The 18350-nt window shown below is 42.8% G+C and carries 17 protein-coding genes; 12 read left to right on the top strand and 5 right to left on the bottom strand.

Annotated features, from left to right (window positions below):
• Positions 1-3 precede the first annotated feature (3 nt).
• Positions 4-636, bottom strand: coding sequence for a glycerol-3-phosphate acyltransferase (locus DW059_RS11255; RefSeq protein ID WP_117698848.1), 633 nt, complete (start codon positions 634-636; stop codon positions 4-6).
• Positions 637-863: 227 nt separating this feature from the next.
• Between DW059_RS11255 and DW059_RS11250 the strand changes: the two genes are divergently transcribed.
• Positions 864-1190 carry a hypothetical protein gene (locus DW059_RS11250; RefSeq protein ID WP_147326050.1) on the top strand — a complete coding sequence of 109 codons (327 nt, stop codon included), beginning with the start codon at positions 864-866 and terminating at the stop codon, positions 1188-1190.
• 16 nt (positions 1191-1206) lie between these two features.
• Here DW059_RS11250 and DW059_RS11245 read toward each other — a convergent pair whose 3' ends face one another.
• Entirely contained in the window at positions 1207-2001 is a 795-nt protein-coding gene (locus DW059_RS11245) for an MGDG synthase family glycosyltransferase (protein WP_242986223.1), read from the bottom strand.
• The gene (locus DW059_RS16515; RefSeq protein WP_242986221.1) at positions 2001-2321 is read right to left on the bottom strand and encodes a hypothetical protein; all 321 of its coding nucleotides are present in this window, start codon (positions 2319-2321) and stop codon (positions 2001-2003) included. Before DW059_RS16515 ends, DW059_RS11245 begins: the two co-directional genes overlap by 1 nt.
• A gap of 207 nt (positions 2322-2528) precedes the next feature.
• Here DW059_RS16515 and DW059_RS11240 point away from each other — a divergent pair, with 207 nt between their 5' ends.
• The 10 genes from DW059_RS11240 (at position 2529) to DW059_RS11200 (ending at position 15032) form a co-directional block, all read left to right on the top strand.
• Positions 2529-3044, top strand: a complete 516-nt coding sequence (locus DW059_RS11240) for an adenine phosphoribosyltransferase (protein WP_117698846.1) — start codon at positions 2529-2531, stop codon at positions 3042-3044.
• A gap of 79 nt (positions 3045-3123) precedes the next feature.
• Positions 3124-4482 carry an NCS2 family permease gene (locus tag DW059_RS11235; RefSeq protein WP_117698845.1) on the top strand — a complete coding sequence of 453 codons (1359 nt, stop codon included), beginning with the start codon at positions 3124-3126 and terminating at the stop codon, positions 4480-4482.
• Positions 4483-4786: 304 nt separating this feature from the next.
• On the top strand, positions 4787-5014 hold the full coding sequence (locus DW059_RS17350) for a TetR/AcrR family transcriptional regulator (protein WP_330408401.1): 228 nt from the start codon (positions 4787-4789) through the stop codon (positions 5012-5014).
• Positions 5015-5040: 26 nt separating this feature from the next.
• A complete protein-coding gene (locus tag DW059_RS17345) occupies positions 5041-5349 on the top strand; it encodes a hypothetical protein (protein ID WP_330408400.1) in 309 nt (102 codons plus the stop codon).
• A 60-nt stretch (positions 5350-5409) separates the two neighbouring features.
• A complete protein-coding gene (locus DW059_RS11225) occupies positions 5410-7818 on the top strand; it encodes a glycoside hydrolase family 2 protein (protein WP_117698844.1) in 2409 nt (802 codons plus the stop codon).
• 27 nt (positions 7819-7845) lie between these two features.
• Positions 7846-9330, top strand: coding sequence for a DUF6937 domain-containing protein (locus tag DW059_RS11220; protein WP_117698843.1), 1485 nt, complete (start codon positions 7846-7848; stop codon positions 9328-9330).
• Positions 9327-10703, top strand: coding sequence for a glycoside-pentoside-hexuronide (GPH):cation symporter (locus DW059_RS11215; protein WP_117698842.1), 1377 nt, complete (start codon positions 9327-9329; stop codon positions 10701-10703). The genes DW059_RS11220 and DW059_RS11215 overlap by 4 nt, the downstream gene beginning before the upstream one ends.
• Positions 10704-10764: 61 nt before the next feature.
• Positions 10765-13170: an alpha-galactosidase gene (locus DW059_RS11210; protein ID WP_117698841.1), complete on the top strand. Its 2406-nt coding sequence runs from the start codon at positions 10765-10767 to the stop codon at positions 13168-13170.
• A 62-nt stretch (positions 13171-13232) separates the two neighbouring features.
• A complete protein-coding gene (locus tag DW059_RS11205) occupies positions 13233-13640 on the top strand; it encodes a hypothetical protein (RefSeq protein WP_022244185.1) in 408 nt (135 codons plus the stop codon).
• A gap of 15 nt (positions 13641-13655) precedes the next feature.
• Complete coding sequence (locus DW059_RS11200; RefSeq protein ID WP_242986219.1) at positions 13656-15032, top strand: MATE family efflux transporter; 1377 nt, start codon at positions 13656-13658, stop codon at positions 15030-15032.
• Here DW059_RS11200 and DW059_RS11195 read toward each other — a convergent pair.
• On the bottom strand, positions 15025-15792 hold the full coding sequence (locus DW059_RS11195) for a MerR family transcriptional regulator (protein ID WP_117698840.1): 768 nt from the start codon (positions 15790-15792) through the stop codon (positions 15025-15027). The genes DW059_RS11200 and DW059_RS11195 overlap by 8 nt on opposite strands.
• Before the next feature lie 79 nt (positions 15793-15871).
• Positions 15872-16123 (bottom strand): hypothetical protein, encoded by a 252-nt coding sequence (locus tag DW059_RS11190; protein WP_117698839.1) that lies wholly within the window; start codon positions 16121-16123, stop codon positions 15872-15874.
• A gap of 312 nt (positions 16124-16435) precedes the next feature.
• On the opposite strand from DW059_RS11190, the gene DW059_RS11185 reads away from it, so the two are divergent.
• Positions 16436-18202: a hypothetical protein gene (locus DW059_RS11185; protein WP_147326049.1), complete on the top strand. Its 1767-nt coding sequence runs from the start codon at positions 16436-16438 to the stop codon at positions 18200-18202.
• Positions 18203-18350 lie beyond the last annotated feature (148 nt).

The following is an 18350-nucleotide window of genomic DNA, read 5'->3' as shown; positions in this document are numbered from 1 at the left end:
AAGCTATTTTTGAAAGAAAAACCGGATGGAAAGTTTCTCGTTCTGGTAAGCGCAAAGATGCTTATAGATAACAAGCAGTGCAATTCCAAGGCAGGCAAAGTCAATGGAGAGAACCGGCACAAAGAGAAAGACCAGAAGGCAGAATACGCCAAAGGTAATAATGGACCGAAAAAGATGTGGCCGGATAATTAAGACCACAGAAAAAAGAATATAAGCAGCTGCAAGGAAAAGAACCGGCAGAACAACCGGAAAGATTCCAAGCAGTACACCAAAGGAGACGGCAATGGCTTTGCCGCCTTTTTTGTTACTGTTTTTTGGATGAAACTGCAATGGGAACGCATGTCCGAGAACCGGTGCTATCAGAATCGGAATCATGTATGGAGTGTCAATATCCAATGTCCGTAGGGCGAGTATAACCGGGAAAAAGCCCTTGAAAAGCTCCAAAAGGAGCGCAAGAATACCAGCCCGGAATCCGCCGTACACAAAGGCATTGGCAGTGCCGGGATTTCCATCCGGACTTAATGCACAGATATCTTTCTGGAATAATATCTTTGGAATCCAGTAGGCATAGAGTATGCTGCCGCTGAGATAGCCGGCGATGGAAAAAAAGATGCAGGTGATAATTGACTGGTTCATATAAAGGCTCCTTTTCTTTTCGATAAACAGGTGATTGCGGAAGGAGATAGATTTTGTATAAAGGAATTTTGCGGTATTCCATATGCATTGATTTTCCGATGATGAAATACCACCGTTCTAAGTAGTTCATTTTTCTTTTTCTGATAAAAACAGTCTTTTCCATGTTTAACAGAATCCTGGTACTGTTCGTCAAAGTGCGGATGCCTGGTAAGGACTGTTAGGGGCACTTGGAATTTCGTCTGGCAACAGGCAACGCTGGTACAGGGATGTACCAGCGAGGCACAGTTGAACATGGATGTGAATTTGTGCCGGTTGCAGATGAAAATAGTATGATGTCGAAATTCCTAGTGCCCCTTGCAGGCTTTATGTGGCATCCGCTTTTGACGGACAGTGCCGAGATTCTGTCAAAGCAAGCGAAAAGACAGTTTATAATCAAGAAAAATGAACCACTAAGAATGGTTGGCATTTCACATCCAGGAAAATCAGATGTATATGGAATGCCACAAAATTTCCTATTAAAATCTTTTCTTCTGCTTCCACAATCACTTGTTTGAATAAAAGCAATTGTCGTTATTTTTCAGACAGTGATTCTAACAGGTCCACAATGCGTTCTGCTGCATCGGATTTCTGCTCCCGGAGCTGTGCGGTATGCATTTCCTCCTGCAAATCATGGCTTCGCATCAGCAGCATTCCAAGGCGAATCTGCTCTATCATGTATTTAGAGGCATAGGAAATGCCACGGTCTACGAAAAATGCACTGTTTGCGGTTTCGCAGCCTGGAATCGGTGCGGTATGGATAGTTGGGATTCCCTTTACTAAAGTTTCAGTGGAAGTAAGTCCGCCCGGCTTGGTAAAGATGACATCACAGGCATCCATATAAAGGGAAACATGTCTGGTGTAGCCTAAGACATGAACCCGCGGGCAATGTCTGAATTCTTTGGTGAGAACAGACTGTAATTTCTTATTGTTTCCGCAGATAATTACAATGTGTTCGTCATTTTTACACTGCTTATAAAGTGTCATGGCAAAGACTGCAAGCTTTCCAAATCCCATACTTCCACTCATAATGAGAAAGGTAGGAGCATCAGCATCTAGGTGGCATTTGCGGCGGGCAATGTCCTTTGGTGTATGTTTAGTAAAAGAACGTCGCACCGGGATACCGTAAGGCAGTAATTTCTCTTTTGGAACACCGCGTTTTATATATTCGTCTACTAAATCCTCATGGGGAATAACATAGTAGTCGCAGTTGGTTTCCTCCCAGAAAGGGATGCAGGTATAATCGGTTCCGATAGCGACTGCTTTTACCGGCAGCATGTTGTGTTTCTTCATATGAGTAATGGTCTCTGCCGGGTAAAGGTGCGGCATCACCACAATGTCATAATTTCCTTCTTCGATGAGGCTGCAAGCGGTTTTGCCAGCCTTGCATTTGCCCAGTAAACCGGAGATTTGAAATGGCGGTTACTGATAAGCCTTCCCAGCTTATAAATGAAACCGAAAAACCACGGAAGATGTTTTACAATCCCAATATAAAGTCCGCTGATAAGGCGTGAAGTATGTCTTTTGCCAAGCTGCATGGCATCGACAAAATTTACTTCGTGTCCCCTTGCCAGAGCGGCTTCTTCCACGGCATGACCGGCGGCGTTATGTCCTTCTCCTGTGTTGCAGGATAAAATCAGAATTTTCACAAAAAATCCCCTTTCCGAACTTTTCTTTCGTATAGAACATCTTAATATATTTGCAATAAAATAGCAACTTTTCATAAAAAATTGTAACGATAAAACTTAACATTTTATAAAAAATTGCTTGTATTTCTGGCAGTATAAATTTATAATAAAAAGGTGTTTTTTAAAACAGAGGGCAGTAAATAGAAAGAAGGGTATTAAGATGAAAAAATAGAAGAATATGTAAGAAGTATACCGGATTTTCCGGAACCGGGAATTATTTTCAGGGATATTACTTCCGTATTGCAGGATGCAGATGGACTTCAGCTTGCAATAGATTCCATGATCAAGCTTTTAGATGGTGTGGACTTTGATGTAGTTGCCGGTACAGAATCCAGAGGATTCATTTTCGGAGTACCAATTGCTTACGAAATGCATAAACCGTTTGTACCGGTTCGCAAAAAAGGAAAATTACCATGTGAGACCATTTCACAGTCTTATGATTTAGAGTATGGACAGGCTACCATTGAGATGCACAAGGATTCCATCAAACCGGGGCAGAAGGTTGTTTTAGTAGATGACTTAATCGCAACCGGCGGAACCATTGAAGCTGCTATCAAATTAGTAGAGCAGCTTGGCGGTGAAGTAGTCAAAGTCATTTTCTTAATGGAACTGGCTGGATTAAAGGGAAGAGAACGTTTGAAGGGTTATGATGTTGCTTCTGTAATTACATATGAAGGAAAATAATTTACAGAAGAGAAGTTTACCATGACTTATTGCCAGAGAGGCTGGCTTTAGGTATAAAAAACAATTTGGAGGAAGAAAAATGTTAGAGAAAATGTTCAAATTCAAAGAGAACAACACTAACGTCAAGACAGAAGTAATTGCAGGTCTTACCACATTTATGACAATGGCTTACATCCTGGCAGTTAACCCGAACCTGTTATCTGCTGCTGGCATGGATCCTACTGCAGTTTTGATTGCAACCTGTCTTGCATCCTTTATCGGAACACTTGCAATGGCTTTGATGGCTAATTATCCATTCGCATTAGCTCCTGGTATGGGATTGAATGCATATTTCGCATTTACAGTATGTGGAAATATGGGTTATGACTGGAGAGTCGCATTAATGGCAGTGTTCATTGAAGGTATCATCTTTATCGTGCTTTCACTGACCAACGTACGTGAGGCAATTTTCAATGCCATTCCTGCTACACTGAAAAAAGGTGTAAGTGCCGGTATTGGTCTGTTTATTGCTTTCATCGGTTTACAGGGTGCTCACATTGTTGTTGACAACAGCACTACTTTATTATCTTATGTTAAATTTACAGAGAACTGGCATACAGAAGGAATCTGTGCTTTACTTGCACTGATTGGTTTAATTCTTACCATCATTTTATATGTAAAGAATGTAAAAGGTTCCATCCTTATCGGAATCCTTGCTACATGGATCCTTGGTATGATCTGCCAGGCGGCAGGCATCTATCAGATTGATGCAGAAGCTGGATTCTATTCTTTATATCCTACATTTGCAATGACAGACTTCACCAAAATCGGAGAAACCTTTGGACAGTGTTTCAAAGCTGACTTTACCGGTGTAGGTATTGTTAACTTTATCGTAGTATTATTATCCTTCTTATTTGTAGATATGTTTGATACCATCGGAACCTTAATCGGTGTTTCTGATAAGGCAGGCATGTTAGACAAAGAAGGAAAACTTCCTAGAGTTAAAAATGCATTATTAGCTGACGCTATCGCAACATCTGCTGGTGCTGTTCTTGGTACTTCTACAACCACAACTTTTGTAGAGAGTTCTGCTGGTGTAGGTGCAGGTGCCAGAACCGGTTTTGCATCTGTTGTAACCGGATTCATGTTCCTGATTGCAATCTTATTTGCACCAATCTTTACAGCAATCCCAGGATTTGCTACCGCTCCTGCATTAATCTTCGTTGGATTCCTTATGGTATCTGCAATCGTTAAGATTGACTTCAACGATATTACAGAAGCAGCTCCTGCATACCTTTGCTTAATCGCTATGCCTCTTATGTACAGCATTGCAGAAGGTATCGCAATCGGTGTTATCTCTTACGTTATCATCAACTTAATCTGTGGTAAAGCTAAGAAGATTACTCCGCTGATGTATATTCTTGCAGTATTATTCATTTGTAAGTATATCTTCCTGTAAGAGGAGATTAAATTAAATAAAATAATTATGAAGAGCCAGATATCTTTGTTTTAAGGTATCTGGCTCTTTTACTAATATTTGAGTGTTAAGACATCAGGATGGGGGCAAAATGAAGTAAGTTATGTTGTAATTGAAAAAATATAAATGGTATTTTGCATAGTTGAAATTCCCTTCTCGTCAAAATACACAAATTCAGGAAACCAATTTTGGTAATTCAGTTTCTTGTAACGGAAATCCCAAGGTGTTACAATTGAGGAAACCGAAAAATAAAAAGTAGTTTCCGCAGAGAACAGGGGTAGTGAACATGGAATTGAGAGAGAAAATATTGCAGGGCACGATGCAGGCATTTAACCAGAAGGGATTGAAATTTACCATGGATGATATCGCCCGCATTCTTGGTATCAGCAAGAAAACAATTTATCAGGTATTTGCAGATAAAGAGGCGTTATTTCTTGCCATGGTGGATTATCTGTTTGACTGCATCAAGGAAAGTGAACGGGAAGTTATGGCAGACGAAAGCTTGGCACTTTAGAAAAAATACGGAAAATCCTAGGGGTAATGCCGGAGAGCTATAAGGAAATCGATTTCCGGCAGATGTATTTATTAAAAGATAAATTTCCGGAAATTTATCATCAGGTGGAACTTCGGTTAGAGACCGGCTGGGAGACCACCATTGCGTTATTGGAACAGGGCATGGAGGAAGGCGTAATCCGCCGCATCAACATACCGGTTTTAAAGATGATGCTGGAAGCCTCCCTGGAACAGTTCTTCCAAAGAGACATCCTGATTCAGAGTAAACTTTCCTATGGTGAGGCATTAGAGGAAGTAGTGAATATTCTGGTGGATGGAATTAACACGAGACAATAGACATGTGTGAATAGAGATGCATGAATAGAAATACACCAGTAGAAAGAGCGAGGAAAAGGTATGAGAGAAAAATACTATTTGGACAATGACTGGTATTTCAGTGAGAAATGGGAAGCAACACAGGGCAATGCAGAATATGACGAAGCAGCAATGCAGAGCGTACGGATTCCCCATACGGTAAAGGAACTGCCCTTTCACTATTTTGATGAGCATGCGTATCAGATGGTAAGCGGCTACCGCAGACACCTTTTGGCGAAGAAAGAGTGGGAAGGAAAAGTGGTACGGCTGACCTTTGAGGGAGTTGCCCATGACAGTGAAGTCTATGTAAATGGAAAGAAAGCAGGCACACACCACTGCGGATATACGGCATTTACCATTGATATTTCAGCACAGCTTCACTATGGGGAAGATAATATCATTGCGGTGCGGGTGGACAGCAATGAGAATCTGAATGTTCCGCCCTTTGGATTTGTCATTGATTATATGACTTACGGTGGAATTTACCGGGATGTGTACCTTGAGATAAATGAGGAAAGCTATCTTGCAGATGTATTTTTAAAACCACAGGTGGAGCTGGAAACGAAGAAGGGAACACTGTTATCGGAAATCACGCTGGCAGGAAACGAAGAAAACCTGTTGTTACGGCAGAACATTCGGAAAAAAGGTGAAGAGGAATACCGTCTGGTTGGAGAGAAAACTTTTTCTGAAATTCCTACGCAGGAGGGAAAGAAAAAACTTGCATTTCCGGCAGGAATCGTATCCCTATGGGAGGTAGAGAATCCGGCGTTATATGAAGTAAAGACCCAGCTTGTAACCGGAAATAATATAATCGATGAGGTTGTAACAACGGTGGGCTTTCGTCAGGCAGTATTCCAAAAAGATGGCTTTTACTTAAATGGACAGAAGTTTAGAATCCGGGGCTTGAACCGTCACCAGAGCTATCCTTATGTGGGCTATGCCATGCCGGCTTCCATACAGCGGATGGATGCGGAAGTATTAAAGAAAGAGTTAGGGCTGAATGCAGTGCGGACCTCCCATTATCCGCAGTCCCAGGAATTTATAAACCGGTGCGATGAGCTTGGACTTATGGTATTTACCGAGATTCCGGGCTGGCAGCATATCGGTGATGAAGCGTGGAAAGCGCAGGCGGTGGAAAATGTAAAAGACATGGTGATACAGTACCGCAACCATCCATCCACTATTCTCTGGGGTGTGAGGATTAATGAATCGCAGGATGACGATGAATTTTACCGCCGCACCAATGCAATAGCACATAAGTTAGATGATACCAGACAGACCGGTGGCGTGCGGGCACATAAAAAGAGCAGTCTTTTGGAGGATGTATATACCTATAATGATTTTGTACACAATGGTCTGAACAAAGGCTGTGAGCATAAGAAGGATGTGACATCCGATATAGAAAAACCGTATCTTATCACAGAATATAACGGACATATGTATTCCACCAAATCCTTCGACTGGGAAGAACATCGTATGTGGCATGCACTCCGCCACGCCAGTGTACTGGATGCAGTAGCAGGAGAAGAGGACATTGCCGGAAGCTTCGGATGGTGTATGGCAGATTATAATACACATAAAGATTTCGGCAGTGGAGACAGAATCTGCTATCACGGAGTCTTAGACATGTTCCGTAATCCGAAAATGGCGGCAGATGTGTATGCCTGCCAGCAGGAAGAAAGACCGGTATTAGCCTTAAGTTCAACGATGGATATTGGAGAGCATCCAGCCTGCAACCGGGGGCAGACTTATATTTTTACCAATGCAGACAGCGTTAAAATGTACAAAAATGACCGGTTTATCAAGGAATATAAGAAAACGGATTCTCCATATAAGAATCTGAAACATGGTCCGGTTCCAATTGATGATTACATTGGAAATGCCATCGAAGAGGGAGAGAATTTCGCACCGAAACAGGCGGCAATGGTAAAAGAGGTTTTGAATCTGGCAGCACGATATGGCATGAACCATCTGCCGAAAAGAGCATATTATCTGGCAGCAAAGCTGATGCTTTTTTATCATATGAAGATGGAGGATGCGGTTGCACTTTATAACAGGTATGTCGGGGACTGGGGCGGACAATCTATGGTATATAAGTTAGAAGCCATAAAGGATGGTAAGGTGGTCAAAACTTTAGTAAGAGAACCGGTACAGAAGGTGCAGTATCAGATTACGGTCAGCAGTCAGAAATTAAAAGAAACACATACCTATGATGTGGCTGCGGTAAGAATACAGGCAGTGGATGAAAATGGAAATCTGTTGCCATATTTTCAGGAGCCGGTGCAGCTAAAATGTGAGGGAGCATTAGAACTCATCGGACCGGACATCATCAGCCTGCAGGGCGGTATGGGTGGCACTTATGTAAAGACCATAGGAAAGACCGGAAGCGGAAAACTTATGATAAGCAACCGCCAGGCAGGAACCAGAGAAATTACATTTGAAACAGCATAAGGGAGTATAACGATAAGGAGGGTATCTATGAAGGAGAAATCAAGGGAAATCTTCGGAAACAAAATGCCGCAGAAGGTGTACCGGAAGGCGGTAAAGAGTAAGAAGAAATTTCAAAAGAAATTTGGGGATGACAGTAAGACAGATTATCCGGTAGTGTTAAAAGAAAATGCACATATCGGTGATGCACTTGGCGTTGTGGATGTGCTGCTGCCAGAGCAGAAAGAGGCTTCAAAACTGGATTTTGACAAAGAAAAAGGCATTATTGTAGGAAATATCCGTATGGGATTTGGACATTACCGGATTTCCATGGCAATTGCATCCGCAGCAAAATCCATGGGCTACACACCATACTGGATGGACTTAAATTCCTATCCTGGGACTACCTGCACGAAGGTCATTGGCGCACAGAATGATTTGTATTCTCTGGGTTCTAGACTTTCCGGTAAGAGTAAGCTTTTTAATAAACTGGTGTGGGAGCCAATGAACTATGAGGGATTCCGGAAGCTTTCCTATAATGCCTCCGACCAGAAAAATGCAGAGCTTATGGCTCCGGTTTACCGGAATGTACCAAAGGAAATTCCGGTGGTAGCAACCCATGTGTGGCCGGCACAGGCAGCCATTCATGCCGGTATGAAATATGTAGTCAATGCGATTCCGGATAACTGGCCGATGGCATTGCATTTATCCGAAGGAAGCCTTCATACGGTGCAGACTCATTATGCATATCAGGGCTATCGGATTTTAAATGGCATGCAGGGAAAAGATGTCTTAAATCCAATGCCGGAAAAAGACCTTGTATACACGGGACATTATATTGACCATGAGCTGGTAAGCAACATTGAAGCTGACTGTGAAGCAAGAATCCAAAGAAAGCATGAGAAGAAACCGATGCGTTTTCTTTTGACCATCGGCGGAGCCGGAGCACAGAGAGAAATTTTTGCGGCTATTATCAGATATCTGCTGCCGGCAATCCGGGAAGGCAGGGCAGCACTTTATGTCAATGTGGGAGATTACCGGAATGTCTGGGAAGAATTATTACAGGAAATTCCGGAACTAAAAAATGCAGCAACGGAGCATTTTGATGACTGGGAGAATACAAAGCAGTTTGCCGAAGCTGCACTGGATGGGGAAGTAATCGGAGTCCATGGCTTCTACCATAAGAATATTTTCGAAGCAGTGTACTGCACGAATCTTTTGATGCGAAGCTGCGATATACTGGTGACAAAGCCTAGCGAGCTGGCATTTTATCCGGTGCCGAAGCTCTTTATCAAAAGAGTGGGTGGACATGAACAGTGGGGTGCCATCCATTCCGCAGAGATTGGGGACGGTACCCTGGAATGCCGTGATATTCCACATACCTTGCAGATGCTGGAATTATTCCAAAGCTCAGACCATCTGCTTACCGATATGTGTGAAGCAATTATGGAAAATAAGAAACAGGGGATTTACGATGGCGCATACAGGGTAGTGGAACTGGCAATGGGCTTACGAAAAGGAGGAGAAGGACAATGAGATTAACAACAAAAGAAAAAGTGGCATATGGCCTTGGTGCAGTTGGCAAAGACATGGTATACATGCTTTCTGCAAGTTACATTTTATATTACTATCAGGATATTTTGGGTGTCAGTGCCATTGCAATGGGAATTATCCTGATGGCAGCAAGAGTATTTGACGCATTCAATGACCCGGTTATGGGAATTATCGTAGCCAAGACGAGAACCCGCTGGGGTAAGTTCCGTCCGTGGCTTCTGATTGGAACCATAACCAATGCAGTAATTTTATATCTGATGTTTGCGGCACCACCTGCATTAGATGGCGGTGGACTGGTTGCCTATGCAGCAGTAACCTATGTGCTGTGGGGCGTTACTTATACCATGATGGATATTCCATTCTGGTCCATGATTCCGGCATTTACCGAAGGCGGCAAAGAAAGAGAGGGACTTTCTACCCTTGCCCGATCCTGTGCAGGCGTGGGCTCTGCACTGATTACTATTATCACGGTAAAATGTGTGGTTTTATTAGGGCAGGGCAATGAACGTGCCGGTTTCAAATGGTTTGCATTAATCATTGCAGTGTTATTTGTGATTTTTATCACTATTACCTGTATGAGCATCAAAGAAAAATCCACCGTAAATGTGGACTCTCCATCGGTAGGACAGATGTTTAAGGCACTGTTACAGAATGACCAGGCAATGACCGTTGTGGTTACCATTGTGCTGATTAACTGCTCTCTTTATATTACTTCGAATCTTTTGATTTATTTCTTCAAATATGATTTTGGCGGGGACGCGTGGTATAACAGCTATACCTTATTCAATACCTTTGGCGGTGGAATCCAGATTATTTCCATGATGATATTCTTCCCACTGCTGCGTAAATTCTTAAGTGTCTTGAAGGTATTTTATGTAAGCTTTGTTATGGCAATCGCAGGTTATGGTGTATTATTTATACTGACACTGACAAATATGTCAAACTTATTGTTATTATTTATTCCGTCATTCTTTATCTTTACAGCCTTTGGAATGCTGACGGTACTTACCACCGTATTTCTTGCAAATACCGTGGACTATGGCGAACTGAAAAATAACCGGAGAGATGAGAGCGTTATCTTTTCCATGCAGACCTTTGTGGTAAAACTGGCATCCGGAGTAGCTGCACTGGCAGCTTCCATCTGCTTAAATCTCTGCCACTTAAGTAACGATACTGCAGAAACAGCAGCCGCAGCTGTCGCATCCGGCAGCTCCCTTTTAGGACTACGCATGACAATGGCAGGAATTCCGATTATCGGCTTGCTGATTGCAGTGCTGGTATTCCGCAAGAAATTTATCCTGACAGAAGAAAAAGTGCAGGAAATCACAGAGCAGATTAAGGCGAAGGAAGTTTAAACAGACAGCATGTAAAAATAGCAAGCAGAAAAAGCAGGATGAAAGGGAAGGAAAATTATCAATGATTCGTAAGGAAAAGGATTATTTTATTCTGGATACCGACCATACCACCTATTGCTTCCGGGTACTTCCTACCGGACAACTGGAGCATCTTTATTACGGCAGAAAGCTTCATATCGAGGACGAAGCAGATATGCAGCCGCTGGTGGAAAAGCACATCTTTGTACCGGGCAATGTGAATCAGTATAACGAAGAGCAGAAAGCATATTCCTTAGAGGATATGCGCCTTGAAATGTCCTCCTATGGAAAAGGAGATATAAGAGAGCCTTTTGTGGAAGTGGTGAATGCCAATGGAAGCAATACGATAGATTTTGTATACAAGGAAGCAGAGATAACCAAAGGTAAGGAAGCCTTTGCGGAACTGCCGGGTTCCTATGGCAGCGAAGAGGAAGTGGAGCAGCTTTGTATCCGGCTTGCGGACGAAGGAAATGAGCTGGCACTGGAATTGTATTATTATGTCTATCCATCCTGTGACATCATCAGCCGCAGTGCGAAATTCTATAATAACGGAAAGAAAGCTGTGCAGTTGAAACGGCTGATGAGCCTGCAGCTTGACTTTGATGGGCATGATTATGCATTTACTACATTTCATGGAGCCTGGGCAAGAGAAATGAAGCGGAGTGATATGCCGGTAATAGCAGGAAAATTAGTAAATGCTTCCTATACCGGAACAACCTCCAGCCGGGCCAATTCCTTTGTGATGCTAAGCCGGCCGAAGACTACAGAGGATGCCGGGGAATGCTTTGGTTTTCACCTTATCTATTCCGGTAATCACTATGAAGCAACAGAAGTAAACAGCTTTGGCAAAATGCGTCTGGTGACAGGAATCAATCCACAGGCATTTTCCTATGAAGTGGTGCCGGAAGAAAGCTTTCAGGCACCGGAGGCAGTGATGGCATATGCAGAAAACGGATTTAACCAGATGAGCCAGAGGCTGCATCATTTTATCCGGGAGCATATTATCCGTGGAACCTGGCAGAAGAAGGAGCGGCCGATACTGCTTAACAGTTGGGAGGCTTCCTATTTTGACATCAGTGAGAAGAAGTTACTGAAGCTGGCAAAGGAAGCAAAAGAAGTTGGCATAGAATTATTTGTAATGGATGACGGCTGGTTTGGCGAGCGGATGGATGACAGCAGTTCCTTAGGAGACTGGGAAGCAAATACGAAGAAGCTGCCGGGCGGTCTTAAGGGCTTATCTGATAAGATTCATGGACTGGGACTGCAGTTTGGAATCTGGGTGGAGCCGGAAATGGTCAATGTGAAAAGCAAACTTTATGTGGCTCATCCGGACTGGACGATTGAGATTCCGGGACAGCCTCATTCGGAAGGAAGAAACCAGCGGATTTTAGATTTGGGAAGAAGAGAAGTACAGGATTATATTATTGAGAGCATGAGCAAAGTCTTTTCTTCAGCGGACATTTCCTATGTGAAATGGGACATGAACCGGACCTTCAGTGATTATTATTCCACAGCACTTCCACCGGAACGGCAGGGAGAAGTGGCACACCGTTATGTGTTAGGATTATACCGGTGTATGAGGGAACTGACGGAACGGTTTCCGGAGATTTTATTTGAAGGCTGTGCGGCAGGCGGCAACCGTTTTGACCTTGGAATCTTATGCTATTTTCCACAGATCTGGGGCAGTGATGATACGGATGCATTGTGCCGGGCGGAGATAGAAGAAAATTATAGTTACGGTTATCCGCTGTCAGCAGTCAGTGCCCATGTGTCTGCCTGCCCGAATCACCAGACGCTGCGGAATACGCCATTAGAGACAAGATTTCAGGTGGCATGCTTTGGAAGCTTCGGCTATGAATGCAACCTCTGCGATATGAAAAAAGAAGAAAAGGAAGCCATGAAGGAGCAGATTGCATTATATAAGAAATGGCGGAAGGTATTGCAGCAGGGAACTTTTTACCGGGGCAGAAGCTTTTACGACGGAGCACAGAGTGGAATGGGTGGCAGTGTTTTAGCGGACGAAGCCGGTAACCAGATGGAGTGGACCTGCGTATCGGAAGATGGCACGAAGGCAGTGGGTATGCTGATGCAGAAATTAGTGGTACCAAATACGCAGCAGCAGACTTATTATCCGAAGGGATTGCTGCCGGATGTCCGTTACCATTTCTACAACCGGAAATTAAAATATAATATCAAAGAATTCGGAGACCTGGTAAATACGGTTTCGCCGGTTCATATCAGACAGGATTCCCTGACCCATCAGGTGCTTTCGAAATTGGTAAAAATGGATGGCGAGACGGAAGACTTCCATGCATATGGAGATACCTTAATGTATGGCGGCGTTCATGTCAGTCCGGCATTTGGCGGAACCGGATACAATGATAAGGTAAGGCACTACCCGGATTTTGCATCCCGTTTATATTTTATGGATGGAGAAGTAAAAAAGTAGGGAGACAGAAGTCCATGTTTGTGCTAAGATGAACATATCCATAAACACAAACAGGAGCGGATATGAAGAATAAATCAAAGTTAAAGAAAATAAGAGAAAAGAAAGCAGGCACAGCCACCGTTACCAAAGAGTGGCTTTATATGAATCCAAATTCCATCACAGTAGCAGAGATTGAAAATGCATTAGAGGGAATGGATGGCATCGAAACAGAAATCTGGAAAGAGGCGGGAGTATTAGAGGTGGAGGTTCCGGAGCATCATTCCATGGATATCGAAGAGATTGCAGTTGATTTAAAGGATGAATATGCCAATGCTTATTTAAAAGAGCATGACATTCATGCTCTTTTTGCTGTCACAATTGACACAGAAAACTATGCATTTATGCAAAAAATCATGCAGAAAATCATCGCCGGTGCAGGAGGCTTCTTCTGCGGTGATACAGAGGATTTTACACCGGTAGTAAAAGAGTAAGAAGTGAAATAAAAAATGCGAAAGATAAGATTATATGATGCAACAAAATTAGACCGGGAACATATGATGTTTTCCAATAAGCAACTTATTACGCTGCTTCTGCCGATTATGGTAGAGCAGCTTTTGAATTCCTTTATGGGAATGGCGGATACCATGATGGTAAGCAATGTGGGAAGTGCGGCAATCTCTGCGGTATCACTGGTGGATTCCATCAATGTACTGGTCATACAGGTATTTACGGCATTAGGAGCAGGAGCAGCAATTATCTGTTCCCAGTATCTTGGAAGGGGAGACAGGGAGTCCAGCAATGAGGCTGCAAGACAGGTAACTTTAAGCGTACTGACGATTTCTACGGTATTGTCTATATTTTGTATTATATTTCGTGGACCACTGCTGCATCTGATTTTTGGCCAGGTAGAAGAGGCTGTTATGGATAATTCCATGATTTACTTCCTGCTGACTGCAATTTCATTTCCGTTCATTGCACTTTTTGATGCCGGTGGAGCTTTTTACCGGGCAGCAGGAAACAGTCGTTTTCCAATGATGATTTCCGTGCTTTCCAATGGACTCAACATTGCCGGAAATGCAGTGCTTATCTTTGGATTAAAAATGGGCGTGGAAGGAGCAGCCCTTTCTACCTTATTTTCCAGAATCTTTTGTGCAGTAGTTATTTTCTGGAATCTGCGGAAACCGGATCAGGTGATTGTGGTAAATCATTATCTTAAGATCCGTCCCAATTTCCCATTGATTGGAAAAATTCTTTCTATCGGAATTCCATCCGGAATTGAAAACGGAATGTTCCAGTTCGGAAAGCTGGCAATCCAGTCCAGCGTATCAACCCTTGGAACGGCAGCCATTGCCGCGCAGGCAATGACCATTATTCTGGAAAATTTAAATGGAATCGGAGCCATTGGAATCGGAATCGGACTGATGACAGTAGTAGGACAATGTATTGGAGCCGGAAAAGTGGAAGAGGCGCGTTATTATATGGTGAAACTCTGCGGCTATGCAGAAATTGTTATTCTGATTTCCTGTGCAGTGGTATTTTTATTGACAAAGCCGGTTACATTTTTAGCTGGAATGGAAGCAGAAAGTGCCTCCCTCTGCATGGAAATGATAATAGCAATTACGATTGTAAAACCGATTGTATGGGTGCTGGCATTTATCCCGGCTTATGGCATGCGTGCTGCCGGAGATGTGAAATTCTCCATGATTTTATCCAGTCTTACCATGTGGTTCTGCCGTGTGGCACTGTGTGTATATCTGATCCGCAGCTGTGGTTTCGGACCAATGGCGGTGTGGATTGGCATGTTTGCCGATTGGACGCTTCGTGCTATCGCATTCAGCGTCCGGTATCTAAGCGGCAGGTGGAGCCGGATACATGTCATTTAGAACATGCTAGCGGAAGCAGTACCTGGGTAATAAATTTACTTTTGTCTTTATGCTGTGGTGGCCCCTCTAAGTAACAGTGACGGAAGATACCAACCGGTGTAAGTTTTTGCTCTCTGGCATAGGAAAGCAGGGTATCATGAACCGATGGCAATTCTTCATACGCTCCATGATGATAGAGGCAGACTGCTTTCTGGGCAGGGAGATTTAAAATGTGCTCACCCTTGCTTCCTGCCGGGACAACAGCAAAAAAGGACATATCCTTTGCATCCGTAATGGGAGCTTCCGTAAAATAAATCTGCCCGGTATGTGCCGGCCCATAGTTCTGCAGTGCTTCCAAGGCAACCTCTCTTAAAAGATTCGTCTTTTCTGCGATGCTGTCACTTTCTATTTTGCGGCAGTACACCGTCTGTGATGGAATTGTAATGATTTCCATTGATTCAAATCCCTGATTGATTCTTTCATATAAGGCTTTGATATTGGCATTTAATTCATCCCGCAAAGCTTCCAGCCTTCGAACCATGGATAAAAGGTCGTTGGAGTTGTCAAAGTAGCCATGGATTTCATCCAGTGACAGGCCAAGATTCTGCAGCGAGCGGATGGTTCGAATCTTTGTCAGTGTATCAATGGTATAGTAACGATTGCCGGATGGGTCTTTTTTTGCATCCGGGAAAACCAGTCCATGAGCTTCATAATTTAAAATAATTCTTCTTGTGATGCCCACAAAGTCTGCGGCATCTCCAATTGAAAACAGTTCTTTCAAAATGTTTCCCCCTTTTTATTTATTCGGTGATTGTGAAAAGAATGGATTTAGAAATTTTGAAGAAATAAAGACGGTTTGCTTATTGCCTTAAAATGCCAACAGTTCTTAAGTGCATGTTTTGCTTGGTCATAAGCTGTCTTTCCGTTGCTTTGACCGGCTGCACCGGTTGTCCGTCTGCGACAGATACTTCCACAAACCCGTAAGGAGGTCTAGACATTCTGGCAAATAAGTTTATGATTCCGGCAACCGGCGCAAATTCATATCCATATTCAACTGCGCCTTGCAGGCACATCCCTGTGCCTGCATTGCCGGTTGCATAACAGAATGCCAAGACCTCCTAACAGGCTTGTTTATGTATCTGTATGCAGGCGGACAGCTGGTGCAGACTGTCAAACATTGGAAAGACGGGCTTTCATAAAGAAAAGCAAAACATGTATTTTAGAACTGTGGTATTTTAAGACAAAGCAACACTCTTTAACTCTTCAAAAATTTCCATATCATATTTCTTTTCTCAAATATCGGCAAAATTTGTAAAATGATTGCATCGTACATTGATGTGCGGTGTAAAATAACAGTGTAATTGTAACACAGCATTGAGAGTGTGAAAAGTGAAAAAAGGTAATTTAAGAAGGGAAGGATGTACATGAAACAAAAGAAGAAAAGTTTATTTTCCTTGTTCCTTGCGTTGATGATGGTAGCAGGTCTTATGCAGGGGATGACAGTTGAGACAAATGCAGCTACAAATTCGGTTCAGGCAGGACCATTTACGTTGTCAAGGGATTCGGGGACGATTGTAGAAGGAGTCGATTATACCTATGGAAAATATGGATCTGGAAATAGAAATTCGCTTACCATTCTGACGGATGACATTACGATTGCAATGGATGAAAATGCAGAACCTACATCAGATATTATTGAGCTGGGAGAATATAATGAACCACCACTTGACAGTTTTTCAAAGGTGACATTTTCTAATTTAAAATTAAAATCTTATTCTTATAATGTATTAAGCTATGTAGATAACATTCATATTACACTGGTTGGAAACAATGAGCTGGTCAGCATAAAAGAAGAATCTAGAACCTATGGTGATTTTGCAATTTTTGGATGTGGAAGTGTAAGTATTGAGAATAGTCCAAATGGTTCCCTTTATGCGACTGCAGATGGACTTGGCTGGGGTGCCATTTTTACATCAGATGGATATGGAAAAAGTGATGCATGCATTACAGTTGGAGATGCCATGTCAATGAAAGGTTCTACAGCTATGATGGCAGATATTTCAGAATTGACAGATACGCCACAAGTTTGGAGAGGTCATATTGGAGTAGGTCAAAAATCTGCCAAAACACTCCTGATTGGTGAGTGGAAGCACAGTCACACATGGAAATATGCCGTAGATGAAACAGAAAGCAAAGATGGAAGCCGTATTCTTGCCACCTGTAGTGGATTGGGAGACTGCAATGAGAAAGATGCATCTTTATGGTTATCCTTATCAGCTGAGAATACAGACTATGATGGAACAGCAAAAGCTGCCAATATAACAACATCCGAAGACTGGAAGAGACTTAATCTTCCGGTTCCGGAAATCGTATATTATCTGAGTGGAACAGACACAAAGACCAACAGTGACAACAGCGGAGCAGAAGCCGTTGGGGGTGCACCAAAGTTACCGGGCAGTTATAAGGCACAGGTTACGGTTGGAACAGATACGAAAGCAACAAAAGAATTTACAATTACATGCAAGCATGGTGAATGGGTGGAAACAGTATCAGATTCTTATCTGAAAACAGCAGCAACCTGTACGGCACCGGCAGTTTACTACAAATCCTGCAAGCTGTGTGGGGCAAAGGGAACGGAAACATTTACCAGTGGAAATCCATTAGGACATGATTTTAGCAACAATGCAGAAGCCTGTAGACGGGAAGGTTGTAATGAGAAGAACCCGGATTATAAACCGGCAACACCGGTCATTATTGAAGGCGCTGGTGGAGAATGGACAAAGGAAAGTGGTGCAACGCTTCGTTTCCGCAGTGACGCCGGTATCAGCAGCTTCCTTCGTGTAGAAGTGGATGGCACCGTAGTAGATGCGAAAAACTATACGGTAACAGAAGGCTCTACCATTGTCACCTTTACTGCAGAATACTTAGAAAGCCTTGCTACCGGAAAGCATACGGTTGCGATTGTGTCTTCTATCAGTGGGGAAGAAAAGAAAGCAACCGCCGAATTTACCGTTGCGAAGAAAGCTGATACAACAAGTGGAAATAGCACTCCAAATACTGAGCAGACCACAGCACAGAAAACAAAAGCATTGAAAACGGGCGATGAATCACCGGTTGGATATCTGCTTGTACTCTTGGCATTATGCGGAGCGGCAGTAGTATTCACAGGGAAAAAGGGTTATATGAAATAGAATATAGATGAAAATTAAGATGCATATAAGGGATGATAGATATAATCTGGAATCTTTTATATGCATCTTTTTATGAAAAAATAAATTTTGAAAATACAATACTATAGATAATTATGTTGACAAATTAAACCATTTGTGTTATACATTA

It is taken from the genome of Roseburia sp. AF42-8, assembly GCF_003435965.1.
Classification (GTDB): domain Bacteria; phylum Bacillota; class Clostridia; order Lachnospirales; family Lachnospiraceae; genus Roseburia_C; species Roseburia_C amylophila.
This window is presented reverse-complemented; position numbering and strand designations above follow the sequence as displayed.

What these genes read in the sequence shown, in the direction of transcription:
- DW059_RS11255 (WP_117698848.1), bottom strand. Translation starts at nt 636, where the DNA reads ATGAACCAGTCAATTATCACCTGCATCTTTTTTTCCATCGCCGGCTAT.
- DW059_RS11245 (WP_242986223.1), bottom strand. Translation starts at nt 2,001, where the DNA reads ATGCCGCACCTTTACCCGGCAGAGACCATTACTCATATGAAGAAACAC.
- DW059_RS11235 (WP_117698845.1), top strand. Translation starts at nt 3,124, where the DNA reads ATGTTAGAGAAAATGTTCAAATTCAAAGAGAACAACACTAACGTCAAG.
- DW059_RS17350 (WP_330408401.1), top strand. Translation starts at nt 4,787, where the DNA reads ATGGAATTGAGAGAGAAAATATTGCAGGGCACGATGCAGGCATTTAAC.
- DW059_RS17345 (WP_330408400.1), top strand. Translation starts at nt 5,041, where the DNA reads ATGCCGGAGAGCTATAAGGAAATCGATTTCCGGCAGATGTATTTATTA.
- DW059_RS11225 (WP_117698844.1), top strand. Translation starts at nt 5,410, where the DNA reads ATGAGAGAAAAATACTATTTGGACAATGACTGGTATTTCAGTGAGAAA.
- DW059_RS11220 (WP_117698843.1), top strand. Translation starts at nt 7,846, where the DNA reads ATGAAGGAGAAATCAAGGGAAATCTTCGGAAACAAAATGCCGCAGAAG.
- DW059_RS11215 (WP_117698842.1), top strand. Translation starts at nt 9,327, where the DNA reads ATGAGATTAACAACAAAAGAAAAAGTGGCATATGGCCTTGGTGCAGTT.
- DW059_RS11210 (WP_117698841.1), top strand. Translation starts at nt 10,765, where the DNA reads ATGATTCGTAAGGAAAAGGATTATTTTATTCTGGATACCGACCATACC.
- DW059_RS11205 (WP_022244185.1), top strand. Translation starts at nt 13,233, where the DNA reads ATGAAGAATAAATCAAAGTTAAAGAAAATAAGAGAAAAGAAAGCAGGC.
- DW059_RS11200 (WP_242986219.1), top strand. Translation starts at nt 13,656, where the DNA reads ATGCGAAAGATAAGATTATATGATGCAACAAAATTAGACCGGGAACAT.
- DW059_RS11185 (WP_147326049.1), top strand. Translation starts at nt 16,436, where the DNA reads ATGAAACAAAAGAAGAAAAGTTTATTTTCCTTGTTCCTTGCGTTGATG.